Source organism: Vibrio sp. OY15, assembly GCF_000742455.1.
GTDB classification, from domain to species: Bacteria; Pseudomonadota; Gammaproteobacteria; order Enterobacterales; family Vibrionaceae; genus Vibrio; species Vibrio alginolyticus.
Genome location: NZ_JPIL01000032.1, coordinates 1 through 15,026 on the forward strand (window position 1 = coordinate 1; position 15,026 = coordinate 15,026).

The following is a 15,026-nucleotide window of genomic DNA, read 5'->3' on the forward strand; positions in this document are numbered from 1 at the left end:
CGGGAGGATTCGAACCTCCGACCGCCGGGTTCGTAGCCAGGTACTCAATCCAGCTGAGCTAAGGACGCGCAGTTTTCGATATCGACTTTCATCAACATCAGGGCATTACCCTTTAATAAGTGGCGCGTCCTGGAGGATTCGAACCTCCGACCGCCTGGTTCGTAGCCAGGTACTCTATCCAGCTGAGCTAAGGACGCGCAATAATCTTATTTTACTTTGTATAACCCGTTTATCAAACGAATTATTAAATAGTGGCGCGTCCTGGAGGATTCGAACCTCCGACCGCCTGGTTCGTAGCCAGGTACTCTATCCAGCTGAGCTAAGGACGCGCAGATCTTCTTGCTAAGAAGTTGTGAAGTAAATCACATTCATTTCTTACGAAACAAAAAAAAGGCCATCGGGCCAGTCAATGAATGGCGGTGAAGGAGGGATTCGAACCCTCGATACGGGATAAACCGTATACTCCCTTAGCAGGGGAGCGCCTTCAGCCTCTCGGCCACCTCACCGTTTTCATTGTTATATCTCAAAAGAGATATGGCGCGTCCTGGAGGATTCGAACCTCCGACCGCCTGGTTCGTAGCCAGGTACTCTATCCAGCTGAGCTAAGGACGCACTTTTTGTTGATAAATCAACGTTGCAAGAATGGCGGTGAAGGAGGGATTCGAACCCTCGATACGGGATAAACCGTATACTCCCTTAGCAGGGGAGCGCCTTCAGCCTCTCGGCCACCTCACCGTCTTGCGGAGGCACATATTACGTTTTACCGAAAATATGTCAAACACTTTCTTTGAAAAAATCTACGAAACTGGCTTAACCGTTGCTGATTTAATCAAAGTGACTATTAAACGAACTTTATCACTCTATTATGATGAAAAAAAGAGAGTCTTCTCTGAAAAAAAGACATTTATTTTCAAATAACTTTCTGAAGTTCGAATCAACATTATTGATGAATTCACAGCCATACTCAACACAATAGTTTCTGCAAATTTTCAAAAACAGTAAAAACTAAAAAGGCCAACCCTTCGGTTAGCCTTTTTCATTCAAACTAAGCTCTGTAAACAGGAGCGACTTAGTAGTTACCTGAAGCAACGTTGCCATTGCCTTTTTCAGCTTGAATGCGCATGTAGATTTCTTCACGGTGAACTGAAACCTCTTTCGGAGCGTTAACGCCGATACGCACTTGGTTACCTTTAACACCTAGTACAGTTACAGTCACTTCATCACCAATCATCAGTGTTTCGCCTACGCGGCGAGTCAAAATTAGCATTCTTTGCTCCTTGAGTAATCTCTAAATTTTCTTGCTACAAAGCTATTATCCAACAAAAGTTATATTTTCGTAAACTACCTTGTTAGCGAAAATCAGCCTAAAAAGGCATGTTTTTGTTGAATGTTTAATGCTTCACTAGACGTAATGTAAGCATCATGCAGAATGTTTGCTGCTGTATCCACACATTCGGGTGCTAAAACTAGCATCATAGTGAGTGCATTCGTTGCGCTGAAATTGATCTCAATATCTCGCTTTGCCAACAAATCGCATGCGTGCTCTACCATTCCATTGGCCTCAAGCCCCACTGCGGTCAACAGGCTTACCACTTCACTATTACGGATTTTGTCGCTGAACACCAGATCGAACTTGGCACATGCATCTTGTTTTATCATGATACCTGCCCGTTCTGTTTCCTCGATCACATTCCAAATGTCGATACCCAACATCTGACATTGTTTTGTAGCACTAGATAAATGTTCTTTATCGACTTCGATTATGGCAAGGTCACGTTGAATGGCTATACCAGAGACGGCTTGATTGCCTAACTCCCCCTTTACCAGACTGCCTTCATTAACATCAAATGTCGAAAGCACGCGCAGTGGCACATTATTCTTCCATGCAAATTGCACTGAAGGTAAATGTAATACTTTCGCGCCTCGGCTTGCCATCGCTTCCATGGAAGGAAAATCGATAACCGCCAATTTTCGCGCGTTTTTCACTACACGTGGGTCACAAGTATAAATACCATCAACGTCGGTAAAGATTTGACACTCATCAGCGCGCAATGCGCCTGCCAGTGCCACTGCGCTCGTATCTGAGCCACCTCGACCTAATGTGGTGATATCCCCGTTCTCATTCACACCTTGAAAGCCTGCAACAATCACGATTTGGTCTTGCTCAAGCAACCCCAGAATTGTCTTAGTATCAATGTGTTTAATCGTTGCGTCATTGTGTTGATTATCCGTCACAATATTCGCCTGTGCTCCGGTAAGCGAGCGTGTAGCATGACCCAATTTATTGAGTGTCATTGCTAACAGTGCCATTGACACTTGCTCACCAGCAGAGAGCAAAACATCAAGTTCTCGAGCTGTAGGCACGCTATCTATCTGTTTAGCGAGGTCCATCAGTCTGTTTGTTTCGCCTGACATTGCAGACACGACAACAACAACTTGATTGCCATCATTTTTCGCCTTAATGATGTGTTCAGCAACTTGGTGGATTCTTTCAATTGAACCCACTGAGGTTCCGCCAAACTTTTGCACGATAAGGGGCTTTTTCACCAGTCTTCACCTTCCCAAGACCGAAGTCTCTTTAGAACTGCTTACATCTTCAGTATTTCCTTTTAGAAAAATTATATAAGCAGTAGTTACAACAAAAACCAAATAGCCTAAATGGCTCGGTTAACTTTTGGTCAATTAAACCACTTGGCTGCTAAAAAAAATTACGCTCAATCAAAGAAACTTGATTGAGCGTAATTTTAGTAGTTAAAAGCTTATAAGCGCTCTTCTAACCAAGGCTGAACTGTTTTAATTGCCTCTGGTAGTGCGGCTACATCAGTACCACCAGCTTGAGCCATGTCAGGACGACCACCGCCCTTACCACCGACTTGCTCAGCAATCATCTTAACTAGATCTCCGGCTTTTACTTTACCAGTTAGATCTTTAGTCACACCAGCAATCAAGCCAACCTTGTCACCTGTTACGTTGGCAAGCAGTACGATACCAGACCCCATTTGGTTCTTGATGTCATCAACCATAGTACGTAGGTTCTTGCTGTCAGCGCCTTCAAGAGCTGCGACTAGAACTTTTGTACCATTGACTTCAACCGCTTTGCCCATGATGTTAGCGCTTTCTGCTGCCGCCATCTTATCTTTTAGCTTCTGCACTTCTTTCTCTAGCGCTTTTGCTTTCTGTGCAGATTCTGCCAGTTTCTCTTCGTACTTCGCGTTTTGAGCTTCAATAGCGTCTAATGCAGCCTCGCCTGTTACCGCCTCAATACGTCGAATACCTGCAGCAATGCCGCTTTCTGAAGTGATTTTGAATAGGCCAATATCACCTGTGCTTGATGCGTGAATACCACCGCAAAGCTCTGTCGAGAAGTCACCCATAGACAATACGCGTACTTCGTCGTCGTACTTCTCGCCGAATAGAGCCATTGCGCCTTTCTTCTTAGCTGACTCAATGTCCATCACGTTGGTTTCAATCGTGTGGTTGCGACGAATTTGCGCGTTAACTAGGCGCTCAACTTCTTTCAACTCTGCTGCGGTTACGGCTTCTAGATGCGAGAAGTCGAAACGTAGGTTGTCTGCCTTCACCAATGAGCCTTTCTGCGTTACGTGCTCACCTAAAACTTGGCGTAGTGCTGCGTGTAGCAAGTGCGTTGCTGAGTGGTTTAGAGAGATAGCTGCGCGACGCTCTGCGTCAACGATAGTTGCTACTTCATCACCTTTCGCTAGAACGCCTTCTGCCATTACACCGTGGTGCGCGATTGCGTTACCTAGTTTTTGAGTGTCCTCAACGCGGAATACACCAGACTCAGTACGGATTTCACCAGCGTCACCACACTGACCGCCTGACTCTGCGTAGAATGGTGTTTCACCAAGTACGATGATTGCTTTGTCGCCCGCAGATAGCGAATCTACTTCGTTGCCTTCAACGAACATCGCTGCTACAGAACTAGAGCCTTTAGTACCTGTGTAACCACAGAATTCTGTTTGCGTATCAACTTTGATTGCTGCGTTGTAGTCAGTACCGAAGTTACCCGCTTCACGCGCACGTTGACGCTGCTCTTCCATCGCTTTCTCGAAACCTTCTTCGTCGATTGCGAACTCACGCTCACGTGCTACGTCGTTAGTTAAGTCAGCTGGGAAGCCGTAAGTATCGTAAAGTTTAAATACGGTTTCGCCGTCTAGTACTTTACCGTCTAGGTTATCTAGTGCTTCGTTTAGAATCGCCATACCGCGCTCAAGTGTACGACCAAAGTTTTCTTCTTCGATACGCAGTACTTTTTCAACCACAGCTTGTTGACGCTTCAGCTCTTCACCAGCCGTACCCATGATGTCAGCTAGAACGCCAACCAACTTGTGGAAGAATGCACCTTGTGCGCCCAGCTTGTTACCGTGACGAACTGCGCGACGGATGATACGGCGTAATACGTAACCACGACCTTCGTTTGAAGGCATAACGCCATCCACGATCAGGAATGAACATGAACGGATGTGGTCAGCGATAACGCGTAGTGATTGGTTTGATAGGTCTTCGTAACCGATCACTTCTGCTGCTGCTTTGATAAGAGCTTGGAATACATCAATTTCGTAGTTTGAGTGAACGCCCTGCATGATTGCAGAGATACGCTCGATACCCATACCAGTATCTACCGATGGTTTTGGTAGCGGTTCCATAGTGCCGTCTGCGTGACGGTTGAACTGCATGAATACGTTGTTCCAGATCTCGATGAAACGGTCACCATCTTCTTCAGGCGTGCCAGGACGGCCACCCCAGATGTGCTCACCGTGATCGTAGAAGATTTCAGTACATGGACCACAAGGGCCAGTGTCGCCCATTTGCCAGAAGTTATCAGACTCGTACGGCTTGCCGCCTTCTTTATCACCAATGCGAACAATACGATCAGCGGGTACGCCAACTTTCTTGTTCCAGATGTCAAACGCTTCGTCATCGGTTTCGTAAACAGTTACCAATAAACGATCCGCTGGCAGTTTAAGAACTTCGGTTAGGAATTCCCAAGCAAAGGAGATCGCATCTTCTTTGAAGTAATCGCCAAAGCTGAAGTTGCCTAACATTTCAAAGAATGTGTGGTGACGAGCAGTAAAGCCAACATTTTCTAGGTCGTTATGTTTACCACCAGCACGTACGCAACGCTGAGCCGTAGTCGCTCGAGTGTAGGCTCGTTTTTCTAAGCCTAAGAAACAATCTTTAAATTGGTTCATACCTGCGTTTGTGAACAGCAGGGTTGGGTCGTTATGTGGAACTAACGATGAACTTTCTACGATTTGGTGTCCTTTGCTCTCAAAGAACTTGAGGAACGCGTTACGAACCTCATCAGTGCTCATGTACATGCAGCTCTTCCTGAAAATAGTCGAGTTAGAATTTTGCCGTATTGTAGATCATGCAAACAGCTGAGACTAGTTTTCTTGAGGAAAAGAGGGAGTAGGAGAAAAAATTTGAAGCAAAACAAAAATCAGTGCGGACGACTGACCGTTAATCTTCGTCCTCAAAGCTCAGCGCGTAGCTGATTTGGTCAAAACTGTAGCCACGATATTGCAGAAAACGAACTTGTTTTGCGTACTCTTTTTGGTCTTTGGCTTTAATACCTTTGAATTTCTTTTCTGCCGCCTGTTTAGCCAGTTCAAACCAATCTTGCGGCTCTTCAGCCATAGCTTGCTCAATCACCGACTCCGCAACACGCTTCTGGTTTAACTCTTGACGAATTCGACGCTCTCCATGTCCTTTGTATACATGCTGTCTAATTTGACTCTTCGCGTAACGTAAATCATCTAAATAGTTATGGTCTAGGCAAAAATTAATTGCGATGTCGATGTCTGATTCTTCATAGCCCTTCATCGATAATTTTTGGTAAAGCTCATACTGACCATGATCGCGACGGCTAAGCAATTGTATAGCAGCCTCTTTGCTCGATAATGTTGGCGCCTGGCGTTTTTGGTACATGATGATCCTAAAAGTATTTTTGCTGTACAGGCTCTCAATGGCCTTTGTGATAATTCGATTTTTGATTTCAATAGATACAACAAAGCCCCGCATTGCAGGGCTTTGTCATTTATTAATCTATGAGAGATTAAAACTCTTCAGCTTGCTCTGGCGCTTCACCAGCTTCAGGCGCTTCCGCAAGTGCTGGCGCTAGCAACATTTCACGCAGTTTTGTATCGATAGTTTTAGCCACTTCAGGGTGCTCACGCAGGTAGTTACATGCATTCGCTTTACCTTGACCAATCTTATCGCCATTGTAGCTATACCAAGCACCGGCTTTTTCAACTAACTTGTGCTTCACACCTAGATCGACAAGTTCACCTTCGCGGTTAAAGCCTTGGCCGTACATGATTTGTGTGTTTGCTTCTTTAAATGGTGCTGCAATCTTATTCTTAACAACTTTGATGCGCGTTTCGTTACCTACGACTTCGTCACCTTCTTTGATTGCGCCAGTACGACGGATATCTAGACGAACAGAAGCGTAGAACTTAAGTGCGTTACCACCTGTTGTTGTTTCTGGGTTACCAAACATCACACCAATCTTCATACGGATTTGGTTGATGAAGATACACATACAGTTAGACTGCTTTAGGTTACCCGTTAGCTTACGCATTGCTTGAGAAAGCATACGTGCTTGCAGACCCATGTGGCTATCGCCCATTTCGCCTTCGATTTCTGCTTTCGGTGTTAGCGCTGCAACAGAGTCGACAACCATAACATCGATAGCACCAGAACGTGCAAGTGCGTCACAGATCTCTAGCGCTTGCTCACCTGTGTCTGGCTGAGAAACTAGCAATGCATCGATATCTACGCCAAGTTTCTTCGCGTATACAGGATCTAGAGCGTGCTCTGCATCGATAAACGCACAAGTTTTGCCTTCACGTTGCGCAGCAGCAATAAGCTCAAGCGTTAATGTTGTTTTACCTGAAGATTCTGGGCCGTAGATTTCTACGATACGACCCATTGGTAGACCACCAGCACCCAAAGCGATATCAAGAGAAAGAGAACCCGTTGAGATGGTTTCTACGTCCATTGCGCGGTTATCACCAAGGCGCATGATAGAGCCTTTACCGAATTGCTTTTCAATTTGACCTAGCGCAGCGGCGAGCGCTTTCTGTTTGTTCTCGTCCATTACTTTCTCCGATTTATTCATCTTCTTTGGGCGACGAATAGTAATTCATTTTTCTTAAGCAGAAGAACTGCTCAGCAATGAAAGTTATTATACTGTTGATTCATACAGTGTCCATACCTGTATGAAAAAAATTTGGCTGACCTAAAGTCGTGATTTGCTCTAGCCCTTATCAATGCTGGGCTAAAACAATTTAAGAAATTCTAGAGTAGATGTTGATACAATTGAGTCAGCGCATGCTCGACCGCTTTTTTGCGAACTTCTGCACGGTCACCAGTAAAATGCATGGTTTCGACTTGCTGCCAACTTTGGTTATCAGCAAAAGCAAAGCAGACCATGCCGACTGGTTTCTCTTCACTGCCACCCCCCGGCCCTGCAATACCACTGATGGACACACCGATGGTCGCATTGGAGTTTTTCATTGCACCCTGTACCATTTCAATCACAACTGGCTCACTCACTGCACCATGCGCTTCTAACGTTGAAGCTTGCACACCAAGCATCTCCATTTTCGCTTCATTACTGTAGGTGACAAACGCACGGTCAAGCCACGCTGAACTACCAGCAATGTCAGTAATGGCGGTTGCAACACCACCACCAGTGCATGATTCTGCGGTCGTTAAAAGATGCCCGTGTTTAGCCAATAATGCGCCTAAATCGGCACTCAATTTTGTTGTTTTTTCCATAGCCAAAATGCCCTTTGTCTCTTTTTACTTGATAGGGATTCACGTATCCTAAGCCGCTACGGAAATAAACAAAAGAACTTACCTGTGAAAGCTGAACAAAAACACACTCCGATGATGCAGCAATACCTCAAGCTAAAAGCTGAGAACCCAGAGATTTTGCTGTTCTACCGCATGGGCGATTTCTACGAACTCTTTTACGATGATGCCAAGCGAGCTTCTCAGCTTCTTGATATTTCATTGACCAAACGTGGTGCGTCTGCAGGTGAACCTATCCCAATGGCGGGTGTGCCATTTCACGCCGTAGAGGGCTACCTGGCAAAACTTGTTCAGCTTGGTGAGTCTGTGGCGATCTGTGAACAGATTGGCGATCCGGCCACCAGCAAGGGCCCAGTAGAACGTAAAGTTGTGCGTATCGTTACACCAGGTACTGTGACGGATGAGGCGCTGCTTTCTGAGCGTGTCGATAACTTAATCGCAGCAATTTACCATCACAACGGTAAGTTCGGTTATGCGACGCTGGATGTCACCTCTGGTCGCTTCCAACTGACAGAACCAGAAACTGAAGAAGCGATGACAGCCGAGCTTCAACGTACCGCACCACGTGAGCTACTGTTCCCAGAAGATTTTGAACCTGTACATTTAATGGCGAGCCGCAATGGTAACCGTCGTCGCCCAGTCTGGGAGTTTGAGCTTGATACGGCTAAGCAACAACTCAATCAACAATTTGGCACAAAAGATCTGGTTGGTTTTGGTGTAGAACATGCGTCCTTAGGGTTATGTGCTGCTGGTTGTTTGATCCAGTACGTAAAAGATACTCAACGTACGGCTTTACCTCATATTCGCTCTTTAACGTTTGATCATCAGGATCAATCCGTCATCCTTGATGCTGCTACCCGACGTAATCTGGAAATTACTCAAAATCTAGCAGGCGGAACCGATAACACGCTAGCTGCAGTACTCGACCATTGTGCAACTCCGATGGGCAGCCGAATGCTGAAGCGTTGGTTGCATCAGCCTATGCGTTGCATTGAAACGTTAAACAATCGTCTTGATGCAATTGGTGAGATTAAAGAACAAGCTCTGTTTGCCGATCTTCAACCAACGTTAAAGCAAATTGGTGATATTGAACGTATCTTAGCGCGCCTTGCATTACGCTCTGCTCGCCCTCGCGATATGGCTAGACTTCGCAATGCCATGCAACAGCTACCAGAGCTAGAATCTGTCACCGCTTCTTTGACCCATCCGTACCTAACGAAATTGGCGAAGTATGCAGCTCCGATTGACGAAGTATGTGACCTGTTAGAACGCGCGATTAAAGAAAATCCGCCGGTTGTTATTCGTGATGGTGGCGTCATCGCTGAAGGCTACAATGCGGAGCTCGATGAATGGCGAAAATTGGCAGACGGTGCAACAGAATATCTTGAGCAGCTTGAGCGAGATGAGCGTGAACGACACGGTATCGATACGCTTAAAGTAGGCTATAACAACGTTCATGGCTTCTTTATCCAAGTGAGCCGTGGCCAGAGCCATTTGGTTCCACCGCATTATGTACGTCGCCAAACACTCAAAAACGCTGAACGCTACATCATCCCAGAGCTTAAGGAACACGAAGACAAAGTACTTAACTCGAAATCTAAAGCGTTAGCACTTGAGAAACAGTTGTGGGAAGAACTGTTTGATCTATTGATGCCAAACCTTGAGAAGCTGCAAAACCTAGCTTCTGCTCTGTCTCAACTAGATGTATTACAAAACCTTGCAGAGCGTGCAGATTCGTTAGATTACTGCCGCCCAACGCTTGTGAAAGACGCAGGAATTCACATTCAAGCTGGCCGTCATCCAGTCGTAGAACAAGTAACAACAGAGCCGTTCATCGCGAACCCAATTGAGCTTAACCCAGCCCGTAAGATGTTGATCATCACCGGTCCAAACATGGGTGGTAAATCAACCTACATGCGTCAAACTGCGCTGATTGCATTGATGGCACATATCGGCTCTTATGTACCGGCAGAATCCGCACAGATTGGTTCTTTAGATCGTATATTTACTCGTATTGGTGCATCAGATGATCTTGCATCTGGCCGCTCGACCTTCATGGTAGAAATGACCGAAACAGCCAATATTCTTCACAACGCAACTAAGAACAGTTTGGTGCTAATGGATGAAATCGGACGCGGTACTAGTACTTACGACGGTCTGTCTTTAGCTTGGGCAAGTGCGGAATGGCTCGCAACACAAATTGGTGCGATGACCCTATTTGCAACTCACTACTTCGAATTAACAGAGTTACCGAACCAACTGCCAAACTTAGCGAACGTTCACTTGGATGCCGTAGAGCATGGAGACAGCATTGCCTTTATGCACGCAGTTCAAGAAGGTGCGGCAAGTAAGTCTTACGGCTTGGCTGTTGCGGGCTTAGCTGGCGTACCAAAAACGGTCATCAAAAATGCGCGTAACAAGCTATCTCAGCTAGAGCAACTGGGGCAAAACAGTGACACACCGCGTCCAAGTGCAGTAGATGTGGCTAACCAGTTGAGCCTGATTCCAGAGCCTAGCGAGGTCGAACAAGCTCTGTCAGGTATTGATCCTGACGACTTAACGCCACGCCAAGCTCTTGAAGAGCTGTATCGCTTGAAGAAGATGCTGTAAACAGACTCACACCGACGAGCAAAAAAGAAAAAAGGCTAGGGGGAACCATAGCCTTTTGTGTATCTAGTGAAATACGGATTACTTAATCGTCTTCTACGTTAAACAAGTTTTCCATATTCAAACCTTGTTTGATTAGGACTTCACGAAGACGACGTAAACCTTCCACTTGTATTTGACGTACTCGCTCACGTGTCAGACCAATCTCTCGACCAACTTCTTCCAGCGTCGAAGGCTCGTAGCCTAGTAGGCCGAAGCGACGTGCAAGCACTTCTTTCTGTTTCGGATTCAACTCTTCTAACCAATGAATCAACGATGATTTGATGTCGTCATCTTGAGTCGAAACTTCTGGATCAGAGTTGTTTGCATCAGGAATAATATCCAGCAGCGCTTTCTCACCGTCACCACCGATTGGCGTGTCGACAGAGCTAATACGCTCATTAAGGCGTAACATTTTGCTTACGTCTTCGACTGGAATATCTAATTGAGCAGCAATTTCTTCTGCGGTCGGTTCGTGATCGAGCTTTTGAGAAAGTTCACGCGCAGTACGCAGATAAATGTTCAGCTCTTTCACTACGTGGATAGGTAGACGGATCGTGCGAGTTTGGTTCATCAACGCTCGCTCTATCGTTTGTCGGATCCACCATGTTGCGTAAGTAGAGAAACGGAAACCACGTTCTGGGTCGAATTTTTCGACCGCTCGGATCAAGCCGAGGTTACCTTCTTCAATCAGATCGAGTAGTGCTAGACCACGGTTACTGTATCGACGAGAAATCTTAACAACCAAACGTAGGTTACTTTCGATCATACGTTTGCGTGCCGCTTCGTCGCCACGTAGGGCGCGTCTTGCGTAAAGCACTTCTTCTTCGGCAGTAAGTAAAGGTGAGAAGCCAATTTCGCCCAAATACAACTGAGTTGCATCTAAGCTTTTACTGCTCGCGTCAAATTCTTCACGCGCAGTCACTTTGCTTTCTGTGGATGATGATCTTTCGAGTTCGTTATCAATGGTCTTCACTGACGCATTGTCAAATGCAAACTCTTCAACTTTGGTTACTGTGTTGCTGATACTCATAACGCCTCCCCCTGGCGAGTTAGCAAGACATGACAACTCAATATGTCGCTAAATGATGTCGCAAGTTGTTTTTCAAAGTTTTAAGGCAAATAGCGTTTTGGATTCACTGATTTACCTTGATAGCGAATTTCAAAGTGTAGTTTGACCGACTTTGCACCTGAACTACCCATGGTGGCGATTTTTTGTCCGCTTTTTACGCTTTGTCCTTCTGTGACCAGCAGTTTGTCATTATGTGCGTATGCGCTTAAATAATTGTCGTTATGCTTTACTATAATTAAGTTGCCATAACCTCGTAGCGCATTGCCTGAATAAACGACTGTGCCGGCTGCGGTTGAAACGATAGGTTGACCACGCTGTCCTGCGATGTCGATACCTTTATTTCCCTGTTCTCCCGCCGAAAAGTTCTTGATTACTCTCCCTTTTGTTGGCCACAACCACTTTGAGACTTTATCACTCTTTACTGTGGTAGTTGGCGATTTTTGCTTCACTTTTTGGTTGTCTTTTGAACCAACATACTCCTTTGTTTTCGATTGTTCAACCTTCTTTGGAGGCTGTTTTTGTACGACTTTAGGCTTAGTCTCTGTAGGTTTTTGACTAGAGTTTTTACTCGAAGGTTTAGGTTTAGAGGCTGTTGATGTTTTCGTCACTGGAGCTGGGGGTGTCGTAACAACAGGAGCCACAACGGGTTCAACTTTTTGACCATATTTAGGGGCGACATATTTCGGAGCCCAAAGTTTTAGCCTCTGTCCTGGGTAGATAGTGTAAGGCTGAGTTAACTCATTGTAACGAACAAGATCATTTACATCTTTATCTGTGACATAAGCTATGAAGTAAAGTGTATCGCCTTTTTTTACCTCATAATAACTCCCTCTGTAACTCCCTCTTTCAAGGCTTGAATAGTCTTTTTTTAGGCTAGAGACAGGTGCAGGGGAATGCGCTGCACAACCAACTAGTCCTGCAGCAAACACAAAGCTAATACCAATATGACGTAGTAACTTATTCACCTATCCCTAACCCTTAAGCTAAATCACCCGCAACCAGAGGTACGAACCGAACCATTTCTACAACGGTAGAGAGATATTCGTCTCCCTTACGCTCTATTTTTAATAACTGTTGTTCCGTATCTCCAACAGGAATGACCATTTTGCCGCCATCTCTTAATTGTGAGAGAAGAGCTTGGGGAATCACTTCAGCGGCAGCGGTAACAATGATAGCATCGAAAGGACCTCTCGCTTCCCAGCCCTGCCACCCATCAGCATGCTTAGTTGAAACATTGTAAATATCCAATTGCTTCAGGCGACGCTTTGCTTCCCATTGCAACGATTTAATTCGCTCAACGGAGTATACATGATCAACAATTTGCGCCAGTACCGCAGTTTGATAACCCGATCCCGTTCCGATTTCCAGAACACGACTCGCCGATTCTAGCTCAAGCAACTCGGTCATACGAGCAACGATATAAGGCTGAGAAATAGTTTGTCCCTGACCAATTGGTAACGCATTGTTATCATAGGCTTGGTGCATCATCGCTTGAGAAACAAAGCTTTCTCGTGGCAAGCGTTGGATAGCATCCAGAACTCTTTGGTCTTTGATGCCACTGGAGATAAGAAACGCTATCAACCTGTCAGCATGTGGGTTACTCATTACTTCTCTTCCTTTAACCAACTATCCATAGCACGCAGCGACTCGTGAGCGGTGAGATCAACTTGCAGAGGCGTCATTGAAACTCGGCCATGCTCAATTGCATAAAAGTCCGTGCCCTCTCCTGCATCTTGCTCCTTTCCTGGTGGCCCTAACCAATAAATGTCATGGCCTCTCGGATCTTTCTGCTTGATCATATTCTCTGCGTGATGACGTGCACCTAAACGCGTAACTTCAATTTCACCTAAATTCTCTGATGGTAAGTCAGGCACGTTTACGTTCAGTAGACGATTCGTTGGAATCGGCGACGCTAAATGCTGTTGTACAATTTGACGTGCAATTTTAGCGGCGGATTCGAAATGTCGCTTACCCACTAGTGAAAAAGCCACCGACTGAACGCCAAGGAAATGACCTTCCATGGCGGCTGCTACTGTTCCAGAATAAAGAACATCATCACCCAAATTAGCGCCATGGTTGATTCCTGACAGAACAAGATCAGGCAAATCATCTTTCATTAGCTCATTCAGCGCGAAATGCACACAATCCGTGGGCGTGCCTTGCACTGAGTAGATATTTGGGGCAATTTCAGTCACGCGTAATGGTTGTTCTAATGTGAGTGAATTCGAAGCACCTGAACGATTTCGATCAGGTGCGACAATGGTCACTTCGGCGATATCTCTCAACTCATCAGCGAGGGCATGAATCCCTTGTGCATGAACACCATCATCATTGCTGATTAAGACTCTTAAGGGCTTCGGGTTTCGTGAATCCTGTTCCATTAGTATTCTCTTTCTACTTCAACCTCATTAACTAACTCACGAACAATAGAGGTCGCAAAAGATCCCGCATCCAGTGAGAAAGTCAGCGTAATGTTGTTACCTTCAACCGTCCAAGCTAAATCTTTTGGCTTCAGCGCAATATCGCGACGATCGTGGCGCATGCGATTACCACGAATCAGCGCCATGAGGTCAGGCTCTTCGTCTAAAAACGGTTGCTCTAATGCCAGAGCCTCGGCTTGAGTAGGCAGTGCATTATCGCCAGCAAGCGCAGCGGTAATTGCCGCTTCACCTTGTGCAAATTGCACTTGCAAATCAGTGATGTTGTTTGCATCAATCAACTGAGTGCCAGAATTCGTCTGTGCAATGTCACCATCAATGAACTTATCAAACACACCATTCTCTAGACGAGCTGAAACGATGCGGTTGAAAATCCACGAACGAGCCGCTGATAAATACATGCTTCGCTTGTTTTGATTGCGGGTACGAACGTTTTCGCGTCCCCATCGACGTGCTTCTTCAAGGTTGTTGCCATCGTTACCAAAACGCTGACTACCAAAGTAGTTTGGCACGCCAACTTGTTTCACTTTTTCAAGACGTTGCTCTACATCCGCTATATCTGTCACTTCAGACAAAGTAACCACGAACTCGTTCCCTACTAGGTCACCAGGACGCAGTTTTTTATTGTGACGATCTGTTGCAAGGATTTCGATACTTGGGTATTGAGCCAAAAACGCTGAAAAATCTGGCGTTTCACCTTTTGGTAAATGGACACTTAACCACTGTTCCGTCACCGCATGACGGTCTTTAAGACCCGCCCAGCTAACGTCTTTCGACTTAACACCACAGGCTTTTGCTAACTCGTTAGCAACGAAGCTGGTGTTCTCGCCCGTTTTACGGATACGAACCATTAAGTGCTCGCCTTCGCCCGTAAAGGCAAAACCTAAATCTTCGCGAACCTGAAAATGCTCTGGCTGCGCTTTAATTTTTGCCGATGCAACTGGCTTACCCGTTAGGTAAGCCAATGAAGATAAAATGTCTGACATGATGTGTTTCCGCTGATATCACAGCTTAGAGGAGCAAATTGC

At 45.7% G+C, this 15,026-nt stretch carries 12 protein-coding genes and 6 tRNA genes; 1 reads left to right on the top strand and 17 read right to left on the bottom strand.

Going from position 1 to position 15,026, the window contains the following annotated elements; translation table 11 throughout:
- Position 1: 1 nt before the first annotated feature.
- The 12 genes from IJ23_RS22785 to pncC form a co-directional block, all read right to left on the bottom strand.
- Positions 2 to 60, bottom strand: a tRNA-Arg gene (locus tag IJ23_RS22785).
- Positions 61 to 120: 60 nt separating this feature from the next.
- Positions 121 to 197 (bottom strand) — tRNA-Arg (locus tag IJ23_RS22790).
- A 55-nt stretch (positions 198 to 252) separates the two neighbouring features.
- Positions 253 to 329: transfer RNA gene (locus IJ23_RS22795), tRNA-Arg, on the bottom strand.
- Positions 330 to 414: 85 nt separating this feature from the next.
- Positions 415 to 506, bottom strand: a tRNA-Ser gene (locus tag IJ23_RS22800).
- Between the two features lie 29 nt (positions 507 to 535).
- Positions 536 to 612: transfer RNA gene (locus IJ23_RS22805), tRNA-Arg, on the bottom strand.
- A gap of 31 nt (positions 613 to 643) precedes the next feature.
- A tRNA-Ser gene (locus tag IJ23_RS22810) sits at positions 644 to 735 on the bottom strand.
- A 334-nt stretch (positions 736 to 1,069) separates the two neighbouring features.
- Positions 1,070 to 1,267 (bottom strand): carbon storage regulator CsrA, encoded by a 198-nt coding sequence (csrA, locus tag IJ23_RS22815; RefSeq protein ID WP_004415691.1) that lies wholly within the window; start codon positions 1,265 to 1,267, stop codon positions 1,070 to 1,072.
- A gap of 92 nt (positions 1,268 to 1,359) precedes the next feature.
- Entirely contained in the window at positions 1,360 to 2,547 is a 1,188-nt protein-coding gene (locus IJ23_RS22820; RefSeq protein ID WP_033907430.1) for an aspartate kinase, read from the bottom strand.
- A 212-nt stretch (positions 2,548 to 2,759) separates the two neighbouring features.
- The gene (gene alaS / locus IJ23_RS22825) at positions 2,760 to 5,342 is read right to left on the bottom strand and encodes an alanine--tRNA ligase (protein WP_033907431.1); all 2,583 of its coding nucleotides are present in this window, start codon (positions 5,340 to 5,342) and stop codon (positions 2,760 to 2,762) included.
- A gap of 142 nt (positions 5,343 to 5,484) precedes the next feature.
- Positions 5,485 to 5,952: a recombination regulator RecX gene (gene recX, locus IJ23_RS22830; RefSeq protein ID WP_017633543.1), complete on the bottom strand. Its 468-nt coding sequence runs from the start codon at positions 5,950 to 5,952 to the stop codon at positions 5,485 to 5,487.
- 127 nt (positions 5,953 to 6,079) lie between these two features.
- Positions 6,080 to 7,123: a recombinase RecA gene (gene recA / locus IJ23_RS22835; RefSeq protein WP_005380874.1), complete on the bottom strand. Its 1,044-nt coding sequence runs from the start codon at positions 7,121 to 7,123 to the stop codon at positions 6,080 to 6,082.
- A gap of 200 nt (positions 7,124 to 7,323) precedes the next feature.
- Positions 7,324 to 7,806, bottom strand: coding sequence for a nicotinamide-nucleotide amidase (gene pncC, locus IJ23_RS22840; protein WP_005380875.1), 483 nt, complete (start codon positions 7,804 to 7,806; stop codon positions 7,324 to 7,326).
- Between the two features lie 84 nt (positions 7,807 to 7,890).
- On the opposite strand from pncC, the gene mutS reads away from it, so the two are divergent.
- A complete protein-coding gene (mutS, locus tag IJ23_RS22845) occupies positions 7,891 to 10,452 on the top strand; it encodes a DNA mismatch repair protein MutS (protein ID WP_033907432.1) in 2,562 nt (853 codons plus the stop codon).
- A gap of 82 nt (positions 10,453 to 10,534) precedes the next feature.
- Here the strand turns inward: mutS and rpoS are convergent, their stop codons facing one another.
- The 5 genes from rpoS to truD all read right to left on the bottom strand — a co-directional run bounded on the left by rpoS (position 10,535) and on the right by truD (position 14,984).
- Positions 10,535 to 11,521: an RNA polymerase sigma factor RpoS gene (rpoS, locus tag IJ23_RS22850; protein ID WP_033907433.1), complete on the bottom strand. Its 987-nt coding sequence runs from the start codon at positions 11,519 to 11,521 to the stop codon at positions 10,535 to 10,537.
- Positions 11,522 to 11,601: 80 nt separating this feature from the next.
- Positions 11,602 to 12,525: a peptidoglycan DD-metalloendopeptidase family protein gene (locus IJ23_RS22855; RefSeq protein ID WP_033907434.1), complete on the bottom strand. Its 924-nt coding sequence runs from the start codon at positions 12,523 to 12,525 to the stop codon at positions 11,602 to 11,604.
- 13 nt (positions 12,526 to 12,538) lie between these two features.
- Positions 12,539 to 13,165, bottom strand: a complete 627-nt coding sequence (locus IJ23_RS22860; protein ID WP_033907436.1) for a protein-L-isoaspartate(D-aspartate) O-methyltransferase — start codon at positions 13,163 to 13,165, stop codon at positions 12,539 to 12,541.
- Positions 13,165 to 13,941, bottom strand: a complete 777-nt coding sequence (gene surE, locus IJ23_RS22865) for a 5'/3'-nucleotidase SurE (protein WP_005380894.1) — start codon at positions 13,939 to 13,941, stop codon at positions 13,165 to 13,167. Before surE ends, IJ23_RS22860 begins: the two co-directional genes overlap by 1 nt.
- A complete protein-coding gene (truD, locus tag IJ23_RS22870; protein ID WP_033907437.1) occupies positions 13,941 to 14,984 on the bottom strand; it encodes a tRNA pseudouridine(13) synthase TruD in 1,044 nt (347 codons plus the stop codon). The genes surE and truD overlap by 1 nt, the downstream gene beginning before the upstream one ends.
- Between the last annotated feature and the right edge of the window lie 42 nt (positions 14,985 to 15,026).